General features: G+C 71.5%; 12 protein-coding genes. 7 read left to right on the top strand and 5 right to left on the bottom strand.

Features of this window, described 5'->3' with window-relative positions:
- Nucleotides 1-207: 207 nt before the first annotated feature.
- The 5 genes from ACFYMC_RS10380 to moeZ all read left to right on the top strand — a co-directional run bounded on the left by ACFYMC_RS10380 (nt 208) and on the right by moeZ (nt 6,076).
- Nucleotides 208-1,815 carry a DUF3492 domain-containing protein gene (locus ACFYMC_RS10380; RefSeq protein ID WP_388521771.1) on the top strand — a complete coding sequence of 536 codons (1,608 nt, stop codon included), beginning with the start codon at nt 208-210 and terminating at the stop codon, nt 1,813-1,815.
- Nucleotides 1,812-2,948: a hypothetical protein gene (locus ACFYMC_RS10375; RefSeq protein ID WP_388521768.1), complete on the top strand. Its 1,137-nt coding sequence runs from the start codon at nt 1,812-1,814 to the stop codon at nt 2,946-2,948. The genes ACFYMC_RS10380 and ACFYMC_RS10375 overlap by 4 nt, the downstream gene beginning before the upstream one ends.
- A 171-nt stretch (nt 2,949-3,119) precedes the next feature.
- Nucleotides 3,120-4,103, top strand: coding sequence for an NAD-dependent epimerase/dehydratase family protein (locus ACFYMC_RS10370; RefSeq protein ID WP_388521765.1), 984 nt, complete (start codon nt 3,120-3,122; stop codon nt 4,101-4,103).
- Nucleotides 4,091-4,834, top strand: a complete 744-nt coding sequence (locus ACFYMC_RS10365; protein WP_388521762.1) for a spherulation-specific family 4 protein — start codon at nt 4,091-4,093, stop codon at nt 4,832-4,834. The genes ACFYMC_RS10370 and ACFYMC_RS10365 overlap by 13 nt, the downstream gene beginning before the upstream one ends.
- Before the next feature lie 63 nt (nt 4,835-4,897).
- On the top strand, nt 4,898-6,076 hold the full coding sequence (gene moeZ, locus ACFYMC_RS10360) for an adenylyltransferase/sulfurtransferase MoeZ (RefSeq protein ID WP_388521758.1): 1,179 nt from the start codon (nt 4,898-4,900) through the stop codon (nt 6,074-6,076).
- 191 nt (nt 6,077-6,267) lie between these two features.
- Here the strand turns inward: moeZ and ACFYMC_RS10355 are convergent, their stop codons facing one another.
- The 5 genes from ACFYMC_RS10355 to ACFYMC_RS10335 all read right to left on the bottom strand — a co-directional run bounded on the left by ACFYMC_RS10355 (nt 6,268) and on the right by ACFYMC_RS10335 (nt 14,092).
- Nucleotides 6,268-6,972, bottom strand: coding sequence for a hypothetical protein (locus ACFYMC_RS10355; RefSeq protein WP_388521755.1), 705 nt, complete (start codon nt 6,970-6,972; stop codon nt 6,268-6,270).
- A 411-nt stretch (nt 6,973-7,383) separates the two neighbouring features.
- Nucleotides 7,384-7,827, bottom strand: coding sequence for a hypothetical protein (locus ACFYMC_RS10350; RefSeq protein WP_388521752.1), 444 nt, complete (start codon nt 7,825-7,827; stop codon nt 7,384-7,386).
- Nucleotides 7,824-9,485 carry a hypothetical protein gene (locus ACFYMC_RS10345; protein WP_388521749.1) on the bottom strand — a complete coding sequence of 554 codons (1,662 nt, stop codon included), beginning with the start codon at nt 9,483-9,485 and terminating at the stop codon, nt 7,824-7,826. Before ACFYMC_RS10345 ends, ACFYMC_RS10350 begins: the two co-directional genes overlap by 4 nt.
- Nucleotides 9,486-9,682: 197 nt before the next feature.
- Nucleotides 9,683-11,224, bottom strand: a complete 1,542-nt coding sequence (locus tag ACFYMC_RS10340) for an alpha/beta hydrolase (RefSeq protein ID WP_388521746.1) — start codon at nt 11,222-11,224, stop codon at nt 9,683-9,685.
- 93 nt (nt 11,225-11,317) lie between these two features.
- Nucleotides 11,318-14,092 carry a lysylphosphatidylglycerol synthase domain-containing protein gene (locus ACFYMC_RS10335; RefSeq protein ID WP_388521743.1) on the bottom strand — a complete coding sequence of 925 codons (2,775 nt, stop codon included), beginning with the start codon at nt 14,090-14,092 and terminating at the stop codon, nt 11,318-11,320.
- Between the two features lie 188 nt (nt 14,093-14,280).
- On the opposite strand from ACFYMC_RS10335, the gene ACFYMC_RS10330 reads away from it, so the two are divergent.
- Both ACFYMC_RS10330 and ACFYMC_RS10325 read left to right on the top strand, forming a co-directional pair.
- Complete coding sequence (locus tag ACFYMC_RS10330) at nt 14,281-14,613, top strand: MGMT family protein (RefSeq protein WP_388521861.1); 333 nt, start codon at nt 14,281-14,283, stop codon at nt 14,611-14,613.
- 327 nt (nt 14,614-14,940) lie between these two features.
- Nucleotides 14,941-18,309: an ATP-dependent helicase gene (locus ACFYMC_RS10325; RefSeq protein WP_388521740.1), complete on the top strand. Its 3,369-nt coding sequence runs from the start codon at nt 14,941-14,943 to the stop codon at nt 18,307-18,309.
- Nucleotides 18,310-18,352: the final 43 nt, after the last annotated feature.

The raw sequence follows: 18,352 nt of genomic DNA, 5'->3' as shown, positions 1-18,352 counted from the left end.
CGGCGCACTTCGGTGCGCGTGGTCCGGGTGTGCGGTCCTACCGCGATCGAACGCGGCACGGCCGGGAAAGTTACGACTCTTCACCCCTTCCGGTGGCGCGACGGACAACCGTCCATCGTGTTACTCGCGGATCCGCTTGAGTTCTCCCGCAGCAGGTCGCCAGATCGACGGCGGACCTGCACGGAACGGGAGAACGGGGGTGCGCTCATGCGGATCGGACTGCTCACGGAAGGCGGCTATCCGTATGCCGTGGGGGAGGGGTGGCGCTGGTGCGACCGGCTGGTGCGCGGCCTCACCCAGCACGAGTTCGAGGTGTACGCGCTCAGCCGGAGCGCCGATCAGGAGCAGCAGCACCGCCTTGCGCTGCCCCCACAGGTGCGTGCCGTGCGCACCGCCCCGCTCTGGGCCCCCGAGGACGACGGCCGTAGCCATCGACGCTCCACGCGCAAACGGTTCGTGGGCCACTACCGGGCCCTGGCCGTCGGGCTGTGCACCGATTCCGCGGACCGGTTCGCTGACGGCCTGTACGGGCTGGCCCAGCTCGCCCGCGAGGAGGGCGGTCTGTACGCCGCGCTCCGCTCGGAGGTCGCCGTACGCGCTCTGGAGTCGGCCTGCCACGCGCCCGGTGCGCTCCCCGGTGTGCACGCCGCCCAGGTTCCTGACCTCCTCGTCTTCGCGGACCTGTTGGAGCGCGCGCTGCGACCGCTCTCCCTGGACTGGTACGACTCGCTGGGCGAGGTGGACATCTGCCATGCCGCTTCGGGCGGTGTCGCCGCGTTGCCCGGCCTGTTGGCCAAACGCTTCTTCGGGGTTCCGCTCCTGGTCACCGAGTACGGCGTGCAATTACGCGCGCACCACCTCGGAAGCGCTGAACACCCCGATGCCCTGAGCGCCCCCGTACGCGCCCTGCTCGCGGGATTCCACGGCCGGCTCGCGGCCGAAATCTACCGGCAGGCTGACCTCCTCACGCCCGGCAACGGCCACGCCCGCCGCTGGCAGGAGCGCGGTGGCGCTCCGCGCGCGAAGCTCCGCACCGTCCATCCGGGAGTCGAGGCGGACCGATTCGCCACCGTAGGTGAGGCGGCCGACCAGGGCGATCCACACACGCTGGTCTGGGTCGGCAGGGTGGAGCCGGCCAAGGACCTCATCGGTCTCCTGCACGCCTTCGCCGAAGTGCGCCGCCAACACCCCGAGGCCCGCCTGCGGATCTTCGCAGCCCCGACCCACGGTCCGCAGTCACCGACCTATCTCTCCCACTGCCGGGCCCTGGCCGCCCAACTCTTCCCCGATGAGGCCGTGGACGCGACGGCCGTCGGCGAGAACCCGGTCACCTTCGAGGAGATCGGTGGGCCAGATGCGCCCGAAGCCGCGGACGCCTACGCGTCAGGTCGGGTCGTGGTGCTCTCCAGCGTGGTCGAAGGCTTTCCCGTCAGCCTGGTGGAAGCGATGTTCTGCGCACGGGCCACCGTCTCGACGGACGTGGGTGCGGTCTGCGAGGTCATCGGCGGCACCGGGCTGGTGGTCCCCCCACGCAATCCGCGGGCCTTCGCCCACACCTGCCTCGCGCTGCTCCACGATCCAGCGCGCGCCCAACGCCTGGGCGCCGCGGCGCGGGCGCGCGCACTCGAACTCTTCAGCGTGGAACAGAACCTCGCCGCCTTCCGCGGCATGTACCTCGAACTCATCTCGCACAGCCCGGTCCGCAGGGACACCCTTGACGAGACCCCCTTCGCCCACCCGCCCGAGGCCTCCGTCCCCGGTCGCTGGACCGCGGGCGCACCTGACTGGGCCCCGAACCCGGAGGCGACCGTATGACCGACGACACCGCGTTGACTGCCGCACCCCCACACACCAGACCGCTTCCCGCGGCAGACCCTGCCCCCGCCAGCCGCAGGCGGGGCGTCGGAGACCCGGTCAAGGTGCTGATGCACCGTCACCGTGCCTTGTGTGAAAGGGCAGTGGACCCCCTCGAAATCGCCGCCGGGCTCGAAGCGCACGGTCTGACCGACCGTACGGCCGCCCGGTTCCGACACCGCGACGTCTTCTCCCTCGCGGAGGAGCTGTACGCCCGGGTACCGCGCGTGGAACCGAGCCTCGAAGCGAGCGCACCGGCCCACCGTGGTGGCACCCGAAAGGGCGGGAGCCACCCGACTGGCCGTGCCCACCTCCTCGCCCTGCTGCCGGGCGCCCTGGCCCTGCTCACAGCCGCCGCCGTCTGGCTGTCCACCGGCCAGACCCGGCTGTGGACGGGCCTCGGGGGAACACTCGTGGTCCTCGTCACCCTGGTGCCCGCACTACGTGCCGGGCCGTTGCGCTCACCGGCTCAGGGGGGACCGGCCGGCGGAATCTGCGCCTTCGGCCTGCTCGCCTACGCGGTGTGCGGCGACGGGCTCCTCGGCTCGGTGCTCCAGGGCGGCCCGGATCACCTGTGGCGCCCCGAGTTCCGCACCATCACGGCCCTCGTCCTCGCGCTGGCGCCGGCGGTGTGGTGTGCCGGCCTCTTCTCCGCCCTCGCCCGGCGGCGGCTGATCGGCAGTCGGGCGTTGGAGGAGTTCGCCAGCGGGGTGAGGCCACTGCTCCTCACGGTCTGCGCCCTGTACGTCGCGGCGCTGACCGGCCTGCTGTTGTTGGCCGGACGCACCGGAGGCCCACTCACCGCGGGAGTCGCACTGGGAAGCCTGCTCTTCCTCGCGAGGTTGCTGAGCGTCCACGGCTTCTCCGACGCGGCAGCCACCGGCCTCGGGGCGGCCTGCGCCTTCGAAGCGGCTGCCCTCACGGCCGCCCTGGCCAGCCGGGTTCCGGCGCTGTCCTGGGCCGCCCGGCCCGTCGAGGCGCTGACCGAGACGGCTGGCCCCGAAGCGGTGCCCGCCGTGGCGTGCGGGGTGGCGGCTCTGGCGCTGCTGGCCCGGGCCACCACGGCTCTCTCACGGGCCTCCGCCCACCACTGACGGCCCAGCCCCGGTGGTCCCGACCCACCCGGGGCGACCCGTCCCCTCCACCGCTCCCGCGGAGCCGACGCCGTGGGACCCCACCGAGCAAGCCATCACCAGTGACGAAGGAGAACGACAGATGACCGCCCAACCAACCGGCAGGAACCGTCGGCGCGCGGGGGCCGCGCGATGAGGGTGCTGCTGATCGGAGCCAACGGATACCTGGGTCGTTACGTAGCCGACAGGCTCCTCGCCGACCCGGCCGTCCAACTCACCGCACTCGGCCGCGGCGACGACGCCGACGTCCGCTTCGACCTCGCCGCCGGCAGCCCCGGAGCGCTCACGCGCTTCCTCGACGCCGTCCATCCCGGCGTCGTCATCAACTGTGCGGGTACCACCCGGGGCGGTGCCCGGGACCTGACCCGGCACAACACCGTTGCCGTGGCCACCGTCTGCGAGGCACTGCGCCGCAGCGGTTGCGGCGCCCGCCTGGTGCAGCTCGGCTGCGCCGCCGAGTACGGGCCCAGCCAGCCGGGGTCCTCCACCGCCGAGGACGCCGTACCACGCCCTGGCGGACCGTACGGCGTGAGCAAACTCGCCGCCACCGAGCTGGTGCTGGGCTCGGGTCTGGACGCAGTGGTGCTGCGGGTCTTCTCGCCCGTCGGGCCCGGGACGCCGGCGGGCTCGCCGCTCGGCAGGCTGGCCGAGGCCATGCGGCGCGCCATGCAGTCGGGGGACGGCGAGCTCAAGTTGGGCGGCCTCGGGGTGCACCGGGACTTCGTGGATGTCCGCGATGTGGCACGCGCCGTCCACGCGGCCTCGCTCTCGGCCGCCCAGGGGGTCGTCAACATCGGCACCGGTCGTGCGGTTCGGCTGCGCGATGCCGCGGCCGTGCTCGCCCGGGTAGCCGGATACGGCGGTTCCCTGCACGAGCTCGATTCCCCGCCCGCTCGGCCCGGCCTGATGGCTGCGAGCATCGGGGCCCAGCGGTCCGAATCCCCCGGCGAGCACCCCGGCGGCGCCCCCCTGCCCGCGTACCCCTACCCGGACGGGTGTGGAGCCTGGCAGCAGGCCGACGTCCGCACCGCCCGCGATCGGCTGGGCTGGCGACCCCGGATCAACCTGGAGGAGTCCTTGGCGGACATCTGGATGGAGGCGGCGTGCCGCATCTGACCACCCCGGGTGCCCGTCCCGCCGCCACCGGGGCGGGACGGCTCGGCCTGGGGGTGCCCGGTTACGCGCACCCCCTGGTCGCCCCCCTGGAGTGGGCGGAGCTGAGCAGGCCCGGAACGCCCCTGCACTGGGCGGTGCTCGACGTCGCCGACGGGCCGGGGCAGCGCCCTGACCCGCAGTGCCTGGCGGCGACGACCCGGCTGCGCGCCGCGGGTGGGCGGGTGCTCGGACGCCTGGTGATGGGTGACGGGGCGCGGCCCTTCGGCAAGCTGGTCTCCGATGCCCACCGCTTTCTGGACTGGTACCGGGTGGACGGCTTCTACCTGGATCGAGCACCGGCCGGCCGGGAGGGGCTGGCGGAGGTCCGTCGCCTCACGACCACACTGCGGTCGCTGCTGGACCGTTCCCACCTGGTGCTCGGGCACGGCACCCACCCCCATCCCGGCTACGCCGAGATCGCTGACCAGTTGGTCACCTTCGTCGGTTCCTGGTCGGACTACCGGTGGAGCCAGGCCGCCGAATGGACCGCCGAGCACCCGCCCGAGCGCTTCTGCCACTTCGTCCACGGAGTGCCGCGCACCCACTTGGAGGAGGCCGTCAGGGTCGCCCGCTGGCACGGGGCCGGAACCGTCTGGTTCACGAACCGGCCAGCGGGAGCTGATCCATGGGCCGGGATGCCCGCCTACTGGGACGAAATCGTCTCGCGCATCGGACATGGTGTCTCGGAATGAAGGAGGGCGTGGCAGTGTTACGGGGAGAACAACCGTTAAGACTTAACCATCTACGGAGTCCCCGTGTCGCTGCCACCCCTGGTCGAGCCAGCTGCTGAGCTCACCGTTGACGAGGTCCGCCGGTACTCCCGCCACCTGATCATTCCCGATGTGGGGATGGACGGGCAGAAGCGGCTGAAGAACGCCAAGGTGCTCGCCGTGGGTGCGGGCGGCCTGGGTTCACCCGCCCTCATGTACCTCGCCGCAGCCGGTGTGGGCACCCTGGGCATCGTCGAGTTCGACGAGGTCGACGAGTCGAATCTCCAGCGCCAGATCATCCACAGCCAGGCGGACATCGGCCGGTCCAAGGCGGAGTCCGCCCGCGACAGCGTCCTGGGCATCAACCCGTACGTGAACGTGATCCTCCACGAAGAGCGGCTTGAGGCCGAGAACGTGATGGAGATCTTCAGCCAGTACGACCTGATCGTCGACGGCACGGACAACTTCGCCACCCGTTACCTCGTCAACGACGCCTGTGTGCTTCTCAACAAGCCGTACGTGTGGGGTTCGATCTACCGGTTCGACGGCCAGGCCTCGGTCTTCTGGTCCGAGCACGGTCCGTGCTACCGCTGCCTCTACCCCGAGCCCCCGCCGCCGGGCATGGTGCCCAGCTGCGCCGAGGGCGGTGTGCTGGGCGTGCTCTGCGCGTCCATCGGCTCCATCCAGGTCACCGAGGCCATCAAGGTGCTGACCGGCATCGGGGAGCCCCTCGTCGGGCGACTGATGATCTATGACGCCCTGGAGATGCAGTACCGCCAGGTGAAGGTCCGCAAGGACCCCGATTGCGCTGTATGCGGTGAGAACCCGACGGTGACCGAGCTCATCGACTACGAGGCCTTCTGCGGTGTCGTCTCGGAGGAGGCCCAGGAGGCCGCCGCCGGCTCGACGATCACTCCCAAGCAGCTCAAGGAGTGGATCGACGGGGGCGAGGACATCGACATCATCGATGTCCGCGAGGTCAACGAGTACGAGATCGTCTCGATCCCGGGCGCCCGGCTGATCCCCAAGGGGGACTTCCTGATGGGCACCGCCCTGGAGGACCTACCGCAGAACAAGCGGATCGTCTTGCATTGCAAGACGGGTGTCCGCAGTGCGGAAGTTCTGGCGGTGCTGAAGTCCGCCGGTTTCGCCGATGCGGTGCACGTGGGCGGTGGAGTCATCGGCTGGGTGAACCAGATCGAGCCGCAGAAGCCGGTCTACTGAGCCAGGTGTTCCCGCTCCCCGTGGCTCCGGGAGTGGGAACCACCGAGCCGACGGCCCGTCGGATGTGACGGAGACTCAAGGGAACGGCCGCCGTGGAGGTGGCCGTTCCCGCCGCGTTGTGGGCCCGGACCAGGAGCGCTCGACCACGTCGCACCCGCGCACGACGCCAGCAACGGGACGGCCGGAGGCCCTCAGAGGTCCCCTGCGCAGAACCCGCTCACGCAGAAGCGCTCCACCGCGTTGTGGTGGACCTCGACCAGCTCGCTCCGCGGTTGGGCCGGTCCGCGCACCAGCACGCTGTAACGGGTGCCGTCCTCCGCGGTGAAGCGCTGGTCGATGACCCGCTGTGGCCCGAACTCCTGCCCGGCGAAGGTGTACTCGTGCAGGACCGCCCCCCTGGGGCCGGCGCCCGACAGGTCAAGGGCGATCTGTCGGTATCCCTGGCGGTCCTTGGCCAGGTCCACTGCCAGACGCATGGACGTGGCAGGGGTCGGTTCCTCCAGGGTGAACACCTGGAGCGCGGTGTCGCGCGAGGGGGTTCCGTAGAAGACGCTCTGTCGCTCGGTCCAACGCAGCCAACCGACAGGCGTCAGCAGCTGGAATCCGGCGGTGTCCGTCCGCAGCGCGTAGTCCGGCGGAACTGAGGCTTCCGGGGAGGCGGTGGGGCTGGTCGTCGGGGCGGCGGGAGCCGATGGGGACCGTTCCTCTTCCGGGGAGGCGAAGGTTTCGACGGCGGAGGGCGCGGCGGCGTTCTTTCCCACATCCAGGGACGGGCCCGCCGTCGGGGCACCATGCTCGCCCGCTCCGGCGAGGAGCCAGCCGGCGAGTCCGCCGCCCCCGGCGAGGACCAGCACGGCGACCGACACCAGAGCGATCCGGCGACCCTGACCGCTCATCCGCGCCATCGGGACCCGGTGCCAGCCCCGTGCCGCCGCCGACACGGCAATCCCCGCCGTGCCGGAGCCGCTGGCGGGGCCCACCTCCTGGCCGGGGTCTTGCCCAGGGGCCGGGACGGACGGCAGTGGTGGACGGGTGGGTGGTGCGGGCGCTTGGTCGACCGGTTCGGGAGTGGTCGACCCGGTCGATGGAGCAGGCGGCCCATCTGGTGCGTCGACCTCCGGCCGGAAGCCCTCCGGCGGGGGTCCGGGCGGCAGGGCCGGCCCCGGAGCGGTCGGGGCGCGCGGCGGCGCGGCTGGCGTCGGCGGTGCGGGTGCCTCCGACGGCGGTCGCGCGATCGGTTCGTGCGACGGCGCGGGGCTGCGAACCCACTCCTGGCGTTCCTCGTCCCAGTACACGGCGGGACCTCCTCAGCCCAGGAGTTCGGAGAGCGCCTGGGACACGGTTGCGGCGGCTCCGAGTACCGCCGCCGCGCTGCCGCCGGGGCTGAGCCACCGGATGAGGCGCTCCAGTCGGCCGCGTTCACCCTGGCCGCTCTCCTCGATCTCCCGGAGGGCGCCCGCCACCTCGCTCACGCCTTCTTGGTCGGGGGCCAGCAGCGCCAGCTGTGCCCGCAGTGCGGCCATCTGCTGGAGTAACTCCTCGGGAACCCGGAGCAGTTCGTCCGCCGCTGCCGACTGCAGGCGCGCGCCGCGCCCCACCGCACTGCCACTGACCGGCCCGTTCACGGCGGTGGCACCCGAGCCGACGGCCGCTGCGCCGTTGGTCATGGACCCGATGATCATGCTTCCGCCGGAAGCCGACATACTGCCCGGCTCGCGCCGGGCCCGCTCCTCGTCTCCGGTTCCGCTCATGCCCTGCTCCCTCCGTTGTTCACGGCGTACGCGTCTTTGCCCGTGGCCACCGCTCCGCCGCTCATCTCGCCGATGAACACGCTGCCCTCGGAGACGTTGATGATCTGCTGCTGGAACTCGTCGGTTTCGAAGCCCTTGACTCGCAACGCCTCCCGGGTGCCGCTCGCGATCCGGTCCTGGATGGTCTTCAGGTAGCGGCTGACGTCCATCTCCTGGAAGAGCGAGAGTCCGGCGGCGCTGCCCAGTTCGCGTACCGAGGCCTTGGGGCCCTCAGAGACCGAATGTCTCGGGGCGGCCAGCCAGGTGCGGTAGGTCGAGCCGATCGTCCGGCCCAGACTGCTGAGCGCACTGAACAGCGCCAGCGGGCTGTCCACCAGGGTTCGCACCACGGTTCGGGCGACGGTGTTGCGCCGCGGGTCCTCCAGGTCCTCCAGGGCCCGGAAGTCGGCTCGTACCGGAGGCAGCACATGCGGGACCACCTCCAGCACCAGCATGCCCCCCTGGGTGTGTACCCGGACCAGCACCGTGAGGACGACCTGTTCGTTCCAGGCGCCGACACGCACGCGCAGGAAGTGCCTGCGGCCCTCGCCGCCCTCGTTGACCGAAGTGAGTAGGTGCTCGTTGACGGTCGCCGCGTCCCGAGGCACCTCGGCCCGGTGAACGCCGCCGGGCACGTAGACGAACTCGTCGACTTCCAGGCTCCGCAGCCGGTCCCGGCTCTGGCCGTCGACTGCCGAGACCCGCAGCGCTTCCAGGCGCGGCCGGATCAGATCGACCACGTCCCGCCCGGTCAGGGTCGCAGCGCCCTGGGGGCCCTGCTTGCTCCGCTTCAACTCGATCGCGAACGACCACGGCTTGTGCGGTTCTCCGGCGCCCAGGAACGGTTCGAAGGGGTCGTAGATGTTCAGCAGTGAGTGCTGTTCGCGCACGATCGCCCGGCTGATGCGCTGGTAGCGGCCGTTGTCGGGCACCTCCACCTGTGGCGCGGTCCGGAATACCGACCGGCTCAGGCCGGTGCGCGCCAGGCGTTGGAGCTGGTCGCGCCGCCACCAGCCGGGCAGGGCGAGCAACACGGGGAAGATGAGGTCCAGCCAGGCCCGGCCTTCGCCGTTGGAGATGTGGTCCGTGACGGACAGGAAGTAGAAGAGGAAGGCCATCGGGGTCAGCAACATGAGGTAGCGGATCAGGTATCTGACCAGCCTGTTGCGAGGTCGCTCCCGCAACCAGGCGCGCGCCGCCCTGCTGAGCCAGAACAGCACGCAGCAGCCCAGGTAGAGGACGGGTGCACCGAGGTCCAGGTCGGGTGCCGTGGGCTCCGAGGACCCGAATGAGGAGGAACCTGAGGAGCGGTCGGTCGAGGTCGTGAGGTCGGAGCTGCTCGGAGTGCCCAGGAGGAAGAACATGATCCACAGGGCCAGCACCGCCGCGGAGGCGATCAGTTCCCGGTTCCTGGCCAGGACGGCGTGTGCGAGGACGGATGCGGCGTCGACGCCGAGGGAGGGGGCGACCGGGCGCTCCTCGTGTTCGACGAGTTCTTCCAGGACTCGGTCACGGAACTCCTGGTCGAGGTGGACTCCGGCGCACAGGAGCCGGGTGGCCTCGGTCCGCGCGTGTAGCCGTGGATCGGTGACGGGCCCAGGTTGGTGCGGTAGTGCCATGCGTTCCCCCGGTAAATGTCTGTGGCAGACGCAAGTTAGCGGCTGGGAGGCGCAGCGACAGGGCGCAAAGGGGGATCACTTGATGCGCGAAGCAAGGTGAGTGCAACCAGTTACGCAAGATCGAATACGGCTTACGGGGGCGACTCCATCAGCGGCGTGCTATTAGCCCCTGAGCCAAGTTCAGGGCCGACTCCGCCCTATCCGCAGACCGTTCCGGCTGTCGGCACCTTCCCTTCCAGTAGGTAGCCGTCCACCGCCTGCCGTACGCAGGGATCGCCACTGGTGTAGGCGCCGTGTCCTTCGCCGCGGTAGGTGAGTTCCACGCCCACCCCCGGCCCCAGCCGCTCCACCATCTTGTGGGCCCCCTCGTACGGCGTGGCCGGATCTCCCGTCGTGCCGATGACCAGGATCGGCGCCGCGCCCGGCGCGCTCACATCAGGGGTCTCCCAAGCGCCCGGCACCGGCCAGCCGGTGCAGCTCATCAGCGCCCAGCCGAGGAACTCGCCGAAGACCGCGGATGCCTTCTCGAACTCCGGTAGCCGCGCCTTGGTCTGCGGCATGCCGTAGCGCTCCTTGTAGTCGGCGCAGTTGATGGCCGCGTTCGCCGCGCCTTGGTTGCTGTAACTGCCGTCCTGATTACGGCCGTTCATCAAATCGGCAAGAGCCAGCAGGAGCTGGCCGTTGCCGCCCTCCGCCTCGTCGAGCCCCTGCTCCAACAGCGGCCAGAGCTCCTTGGAGTACAGCGCCTGGGCGATCCCCGTGGTCGCGGCGGTCTGGGTGAGCTTGCGGTCTGCGATGCCGGGGATCGGCTCCGCGTCCAACTGTTGCTGTAGGGCGATGATGTTGTCCTGGATCTCCTTGACGGTGCTGCCCTGCAGCCGGCACTCGTCCCCCCGGTCCACGCAGTCCTGCGCCCAGTTGTCGAGTGCCAGCTGGAAGCCCTCGGCCTGCCCCAACGCGCCTTGTGACGCAGTCTTGGTGGGATCGACCACGGCGTCGAAGACCGCACGGCCCACGTTCTGGGGGAAGAGGTGCGCGTAGACGCCGCCGAGCTCCGTGCCGTACGAGATGCCGAAGTAGTGCAGCCGGTCGTCGCCCAGCACCTGACGCATCAGGTCCATATCGCGGGCCGCGTCGAGGGTGCCCACGTGCGGCAGCACCTCGCCGGAGTTCGTCTCGCAGGCATCGGCGTACTTCCTGATGCTCTCGGTGAAGGCCTGCTCCTCCGCGGGGGTGTCCGGGGAAGCGTCCTGCGCGTAGTAGACGTCCAACTGCTGGTCGTCCTCGCAGCGCACGCCCGCGCTGCGACCGACCCCGCGCGGATCGAAACTCACCAGGTCGTAGCGCTCCCGAAGCCCCTCGAACTCCTCGCCGAAGCCGGGCAGGGTCGCCACCCCCGAGCCTCCGGGCCCGCCGAAGTTGAAGACCAACGAGCCGATGCGGTTCTCCTCGTCCTTGGCCCGGGCCCGGATCAGCGCGAGTTCGATGGTCTCCCCGCCCGGGTCCTCGTAGTCCAGCGGCACGTCCATCGCCGCGCACTCCCACTCCTGCGACGGGGCGTTCCCGCCTCCCTCGGCGGTGGACGGAGCGGGGCAGGTGCTCCAGTCGAGCTTCTGATCGGCGAGGTCCCTACCCGCGTCTTGGCCACCGTTCGAGCAGGCGGCACCGCCGCCCACCAGGGCAGCTGCGAGGAAGGCAGCTACGGCGGCCCGGTGAGCGCGGAGCAGGGTTCTCGACATGACCCCATCCTCCGTCCGGGGCCCCGGCGCCGCCGGTGGGGAGCGGCCATGTGGGCGTAGCCGCCGCGGCCCCTCCACCTCGGGCACCGTTCCTCAGAGCGAGCCCTTGCGGGTCAGGTGGTTGAACGACAGCCATCCGGGCAGCACCGGCAGCCAGAAGGTCATCGCCCGGAACAGCAGCACCGCGGAAAGCGCGATCTCCTTGTCCACGCCCACCGCGATCAGACCGAAGGTCAAAGTGGTCTCCACGGCTCCGACACCACCCGGCGTCGGAGCCGCCGACCCCAGGGCGTTGCCCGCCAGGAAGACCACCGCGATGCTCGCGTAGCTCACCGAACCGCCACCGCCGAACGCACGCACCGAAGCGTCCAGGCACATGACGAAACAACCCGTGAGCAACAGCATGCCGCCGATGCCGGTGAGCAGCTTCTGCGGACGCTGGAGCACGTCGAGCATGCGCGGCACGACGCCGGCGAACAGGGCCCGCACCCGGGTGGCCACGAACTTCCGCAGGAACGGGATCGCCGTCACCACCAGCACCAGGACCGCCGCGGTCAACAGCCCGGCGATCACGGTTCGGGACGGGGTCATCGACGGGGTCTTCTCGGTGCCGGTCAGGTAGCCGAACGCCAGCAGCAGCAGGATGTGGCTCGCCAGGCCGAACAGCTGGGAGGCGCCGACGCTCGCCACCGCCAGTCCCGGTCGGACCCCGGAACGCTGGAGGAAGCGGGTGTTCAGCGCCACACCGCCGACCGCGGCGGGGGCCACCAGCTTCACGAAGGAACCAGCCACCTGCGCCAGTACCGTCTTCGGGAAGGACACGCGCTCGGGTACGAAACCGAGCAGGCTCATCGCCGCCGCGAAGTAGCTGAGCGCCGAGAAGGCCAGTGCGACGGCCACCCAGCCCCACTCGGCGTCGCCGATCACCTGGGCGAAGTCGATGTGCGTGAGCTGGGACAGCAGGAAGTAGGCGGCGAACGCACCCGCGATGAAACTCACCAGGGTCCGCGGACGGACCCGCTCCAGCCGGGCCGGTTCCACTGGAGCCTGTGGTCTGATCAGCAGGACCTGACGTCGGATCTGGCTGAGCAGGTCCTCTTCCCTCGCCTCCTCCAGCGCCTCGTCCAGCGCCCGCTTCTCGGCCCGTTTCTCCGCCTTCTCGGCCCGCTTGAGCGCCTTTTCGCCCGGCACGACCGGCTGTCCGGACGGGGACCGGCCCCCCGATTCCTCACGTGCCTCTTTGGTCGAACGGGAGGCACCCAGCACCGCCTCGCGCTCGCGCTGCGCCCGCTCACGGGCCAGCCTGCGCAAGGTCGCACGGGTCGACCGGCTGAGCGCGATCGGCTGGAGCAGCGGCAGGCAGTCCGCCACCGCGTCGGGGCCGAGGACGTCCACGGCAGCCGCCACGCTTCGCTCCGCGCCGACCCGCAGCCCGAGGGTGGTGAGCAACTGGGCGATGTCCATGCGCAGGACCAGGTCACCGGCGGCGATCTCGCCGCCGCGCAGATCGGTGAGGATCACCCTGCCGGAACGATCCACCACCAGGGCGTCACCAGTCAGCCGACGGTGGGCGATCCGCCGTGACTGTAGGGCCCTGACCTGTTGCCAGGCACCGCGCACCAGATCGTCGGTGATCTCCTCGTCGGGGATCGTGTCGAGAGTCTGTCCGCCCAGGTGCTCGTACACGAGCATCACCGCGTCCGGGCCCAGCTCGGAGGTGGCGATCAACTTGGGCGCGTTCGCCCCGGCCGCGATGGCCGCGTAGGCCAGCAGCGCCTCCTGCTCCAACGCCTGGCGCAGGGACTGGAGGCTGCGGCGCGTGGTGATTCCGCGCAGGGTGAGTCGTCGCCACACCCGGTAGAAGAAGCCCTGGGCCTGCTGCTCACGGTCCACGACCGTCACGTCGAGGGGTGGCCCGTCCTCCAGGGTGACCAGGTAGCGCCGCCCCCGGTCGTTCTGCTCAGCCAGGTCCACCCGCTCCTCCGCGCGCCGGGTGGCCACCGGCGCGAACCCGACCCGTCGCAGCCCCGCCAACAGGTTCTGACCGGTGGGGCGCACATTGGGGGAGCCGACCGCGTACAGGGTGCCGTAGGCGACGCTCCACCCGATGAGCACCGTGAGGACGATCGAGAAAGGCGTGGTGTAGCCGCCGACCAACATCGCGAAGGCGTCGAGCAGCAGCACCACCCAAAGGATCACCCGCCAGCGTGGTCGGCGGGTCATGCCGACCGCAGTCATGTAGGCGATGACCGGAGCGAGGTAGCCGTGCACGGGATCGGTGTAGCCGCCGCCCCCGCCCGCCGTCTGGGTCAGCGCGTCCCGGATGGTGGCCGAGGCACTGCGCGCCACCCACAGGTCCGCCGCCAGGGTGACACCATGAGCGAGGACGGCGGCGAGTACGCCGTCCGCGATGCGCAGCCCGTCGCGCTTGATCAGTCGCTCGATGGCGAAGGCGACCGGAACGAGCAGCACGGCGATGCTGGACACCAGCCCCGCCAGTTTGATCAGCATGTCCGGTGCCTGGCCGGTGCCCTTGCTGATGTCCTGCTCCAGCCCCACCGTCGTGCCGTGCGCGAAGGCGGCGATCGCCAGCACGACGGCGATGCCGAGTGTGCCCACCAGCAGCCGCACCAGATCGGAGGGTCGGTGGACGCGGGCCGCTAGCAGCGGCTCGTCGACCTCCACCGCGTCCGGGTCCACAGCGGACGGCTGTTCGTCGGCGGTGACGGACGTCACCTCGGACTCAGCCGGTGCCGGTAGCGGAGCACCGGCCTTCGGCGCGCTCGACGAAGCGGCGTCCGAGTCCGCCTGCGGACCGGGTTCGGACGCGCCGAGGCCAGGCGTGGACTCCGCAGCGGAAGGATTCACATCCTGCTCCTTCGCCGTCGCAGCCGCCTTGGCCGTCTCTTCTTGATCTCGTATCACCGCTCACCGCCCGGCAAATGGTGGCACGGACCGACGGGAGCGGAAGGCATCAGGGTCGCCCGACAAGGCGTGCGATGTCCGACCGCCGTCTTGCGCAACGCGCTCACGGGCCGTCCACGGCATGCGGCACCATGGGGCGAATGGAGTTGGAGCTGCCGGAGTACGCGGAACGGGTGCTGGATGCGGTGGAGCGGATTCCGCCCGGCCGGGTGATGACGTACAAGGACGTCGCCGAATGGCTCGGGGAGGGCGGCCCCCGACAGGTGGGCCGCGTGATGGCCCTGTACGGCGGGCCGGTGCCCTGGTGGCGGGTGGTCCGTTCGGACGGCGTCCTGTTGGCCGGCAACGAACTGCGTGCGCTGGAGCACTACCGCATCGAAGGCACTCCGCTCCGGGAAGCCGGTCGCACGGCTGAAGGGCACCTGCCCCGCCTTGACATGAAGCGGGCCCGATGGGCTGGCTAGGTCCGTCCCGGGCGGTCCGCTCCGGCCCGCGGCGCAAGGCGGGCGCGCGTCCACTGGCGGGCGCCCGGGCCCGGTGCCCGTGGCCGGCCGCGGCAGCGGAGATGCGGTCATCCTCACACCCTTCAGCTTCCGCCATTCGGCAGCCGTACGGGAGATCGGTGTCCGCAGCAGGGGACCGGATGGCGTAGCGTCGACGGGTCCCGCCCCGTCACCCGGCCGGGTGAGAGCACTCGGCAAGCCGCCCACCGCACTTTCCCCCGCCGACGCGCGCAGGTCCCTGCGCGGTGGCGCCACCACCACCTCGACCCACCAGGACCGGCGAACCACGTGAGCACCTCCACTTCCACCCGTCGTACGCGGCCCCAGGGCGCGTACCGACTGGTGCGCGCCGCGCCGACGCTGAGGGACCTCCCTGTGCTGGACGCACCACAGCGCGCCGTGGTTGATCACGCGCGGGGACCGCTCCTGGTGCTCGCCGGTCCCGGAACCGGGAAGACGACCACCTTGGTGGAGGCGGTCGCGGCCCGGGTGGAGGCGGGCACCGACCCGTCCCGGATCCTCGTGCTCACCTTCAGCCGCAAGGCCGCCGTGGAACTACGCGACCGCACCACCCTCCGGCTCGGTGGAGCGCGCTCCCCACAGGCCACCACCTTCCACTCCTACTGCTACGCGCTGGTGCGCGCCCATCAGGAAGCCGACCTGTTCGCCCAGCCGTTGCGGCTGCTGTCCGGCCCGGAGCAGGACGTGGCCGTACGCGAGCTGCTCGCGGGCCAGGTGGAGCTCGGCGGCATCCGTTGGCCCGACGAACTACGGGCCTGCCTGACCACCCGCGGATTCGCCGACGAGGTGCGGGCGGTACTCGCCCGCACCCGGGAGCTGGGGCTCTCACCCGAGGAACTGGCCACTTTCGCGCGGGCCATCGGACGGCCCGACTGGATGGCGGCCTCCCGTTTCCTCGCCGAGTACCTGGACGTACTGGACCTCCAGGGCGTCATCGACTACGCAGAGCTGGTGCACCGGGCGGTACTGCTCGCCGAGCGCCCGGCGCTCGACCTGGCCGCCCGCTACGACGCGGTGTTCGTGGACGAGTACCAGGACACCGACCCCGCGCAGGTCAGGCTCCTGCGTGCGCTCGCCGGCGGTGGGCGCACCCTGGTCGCCTTCGGTGACCCCGACCAGTCCATCTACGCCTTCCGCGGCGCGGACGTGAACGGGATCCTCGACTTCCCCGAGTCCTTCCGCCAGCTCGACGGCACACCGGCGCCGGTCGCGGTCCTCGACGTTTCGCGACGCTCCGGCGCGACACTGCTCGCCGCCACCCGACAGCTCACCGCCCGGATGCCCATGGCGCGGCTGCCCGCGGAGAAGGTCCGGGCCCACCGGGCGCTCACCCCGGTACGCCCCGGTGGCACCGTGGAGGCCTACACGTACCCGACCGCCGGCGCCGAACTGGACAACATCGCGGACATCCTGCGCCGCGCCCACCTGGAGGACGGGGTGCCGTGGCGGGACATGGCCGTCCTGGTCCGCGCAGGTGGGCGCACCATCCCCTCCCTCCGGCGGGCCCTGACGTCCGCGGGCGTTCCGGTGATCACGGACGCCCAGGACGCCCCGCTGCGCCACGAACCGGCGGTCGCCCCGCTCCTTCTCGCGCTACGGACCGTCGCCGCGGCCCTCGACCCCGGCCCGGGCGACCCTCCACCGGTGACCGCGGCACCCACTGGTTCCGGCGAGCCGTCCGAGGCACCCGAGCCGTCCGAGGCGCGCGCGCGAACCGACGCGTGGATCGATGCCGACACCGCGCTCAGCCTGCTCGCCTCGCCGCTCGGTGCCATGGACAGCTCCGACCTGCGTCGACTCGGCCGAGCCCTGCGGGAGGAGGCGCGCACCGCGGGGGAACGGACCCCGGCTCCCTCCGACGTGCTCATCGCCCGAGCACTCGCCGAACCCGAACGGCTGGTCGCCCACGACTCCGCCTACGCCCAGGCCGCCCACCGCCTCGGTCTGCTGCTGCGCCAGACCCGGGAGGTCCTGGCCGGCGGCGGCACCGCCGAGGACGCCCTGTGGGTGCTCTGGGACGGCACCTCATGGCCGGGTCGCCTGGAGCGCAACGCGCGCCGCGGCGGCCCGGCCGGCCGGAACGCCGACCGCGACCTCGACGCGGTCTGCGCACTCTTCGACACCGCCGCCCGTGCCGAGGAACGCAGTGGCGGTCGGGGCGTGCTCAACTTCCTCGAAGAGGTCGCGGCCCAGGACATCGCCGCCGACACGCTCACCCGCGGCGCCGCCCGCCCCGAGGCGGTCCGCCTGATGACCGCCCACCGCGCCAAGGGCCTGGAATGGCCCCTCGTGGTCGTCGCCGCGGTCCAGGAAGGCCTCTGGCCAGACCTGCGCCGCCGGGGCTCCCTCCTCGAAGCCGACCGGATCGGCCGCGATGGCCTGGCCGAACCGCTGCCCCCGGGGGCGCTGCTGTCCGAAGAGCGCCGCCTGTTCTACGTGGCCGCCACCCGCGCCCGCGAAAGACTCGTACTGACCGCGGTCAAGGCCCCCGCGGAAGACGGTGACCAGCCCTCCCGTTTCCTGCGTGAACTCGGGGTCGAGCCGAAGGACGTCACCGGTCGCCCCCGGCGCCCGCTCGCGGTCTCCGCGCTCGTCGCCGAACTGCGCGCCACCACCGTCGACCCCGCGGCCTCCACCGTGCTGCGGGACGCGGCGGCCCGCCGGCTGGCGCGCCTGGCCGCGCTGAGTGATGAGGACGGGCAGCCACTGGTCCCGGCCGCGCACCCGCACCGCTGGTGGGGCCTGTACGAGCCGACGCACACCAGTGCGCCGTTGCGCGATCCGGGCCAGCCCGTCACGCTTTCGCCCAGCGCCCTGACCCTGCTCACCGAGACCTGTTCCCTCCAGTGGTTCCTGGCCCGTGAAGTGAAGGCGGACGCCCCCGCCACCACCGCGCAGGGCTTCGGCAACGTGGTGCACGTCCTCGCCGACGAGGTCGCCTCCGGCCGGACCCCCGCCGATCTCGCCGTACTCATGGAACGCCTGGAATCGGTCTGGGACGCCCTCGCCTTCGACGCGCCGTGGAAGTCCCGCCAGGAGAAGGACAACGCCCGCGCCGCCCTGGAACGTTTCCTGCGCTGGCACGTCTCCGACCGCGCCGGCCGCACCCCCGTAGCCTCCGAACAGCCCTTCGACATCACCCTCGGTGCCGGCGGTCACGAGATCCGCATCCGGGGTTCCATGGACCGGGTGGAGGCCGACCCGCAGGGCCGGGCCTACGTGGTCGACTTCAAGACCGGCAAGTCCGCGCCCTCGACAGCCGAGGTCGCACGCCATCCGCAGCTCGCCGTCTACCAGCTCGCCGTACGCGAAGGCGCGGTCGACGAGGCCTTCGCCGGACTGCGGCCCACCGCCGCGGGGGCCGAGCTCGTCCAGTTGCGGCAGGGGGCGGCGCAGCGCGACGGCGGTGACACGGTCCCCAAGGTGCAGGCCCAACAGGCACTGCCGGCGCAGCGGTCCGAAGCGGCGCCGGGCGCGGACGCGGAGGGAGCCGACTGGGTCGGCGACCTCCTCGCCAACGCGGCCGGTCGAGTCCTCGACGAGCGCTTCGCCCCGGCCACCGGCCGGCACTGTTCGCACTGCTCCTTCCGTAGCTCGTGCAGCGCCCTGCCGGAGGGCCAGCACCTCCTCGAATGAGTCCGGACACAGGAAGAACCACAGGTCAAGCACAGGTGTCAGC

Source organism: Streptomyces sp. NPDC006879, from assembly GCF_042869595.1.
Classification (GTDB): Bacteria; Actinomycetota; Actinomycetes; order Streptomycetales; family Streptomycetaceae; genus Streptomyces.
Note: the sequence above shows the minus strand (reverse complement) of the source record. Positions and strands in the feature narration are given on the sequence as shown.

Coding starts and splice junctions, on each gene's coding strand:
- ACFYMC_RS10355 (WP_388521755.1), bottom strand. CDS start 6,972: ATGAGCGGTCAGGGTCGCCGGATCGCTCTGGTGTCGGTCGCCGTGCTG.
- ACFYMC_RS10370 (WP_388521765.1), top strand. CDS start 3,120: ATGAGGGTGCTGCTGATCGGAGCCAACGGATACCTGGGTCGTTACGTA.
- ACFYMC_RS10330 (WP_388521861.1), top strand. CDS start 14,281: ATGGGGCGAATGGAGTTGGAGCTGCCGGAGTACGCGGAACGGGTGCTG.
- ACFYMC_RS10340 (WP_388521746.1), bottom strand. CDS start 11,224: ATGTCGAGAACCCTGCTCCGCGCTCACCGGGCCGCCGTAGCTGCCTTC.
- ACFYMC_RS10375 (WP_388521768.1), top strand. CDS start 1,812: ATGACCGACGACACCGCGTTGACTGCCGCACCCCCACACACCAGACCG.
- ACFYMC_RS10345 (WP_388521749.1), bottom strand. CDS start 9,485: ATGGCACTACCGCACCAACCTGGGCCCGTCACCGATCCACGGCTACAC.
- ACFYMC_RS10350 (WP_388521752.1), bottom strand. CDS start 7,827: ATGAGCGGAACCGGAGACGAGGAGCGGGCCCGGCGCGAGCCGGGCAGT.
- ACFYMC_RS10380 (WP_388521771.1), top strand. CDS start 208: ATGCGGATCGGACTGCTCACGGAAGGCGGCTATCCGTATGCCGTGGGG.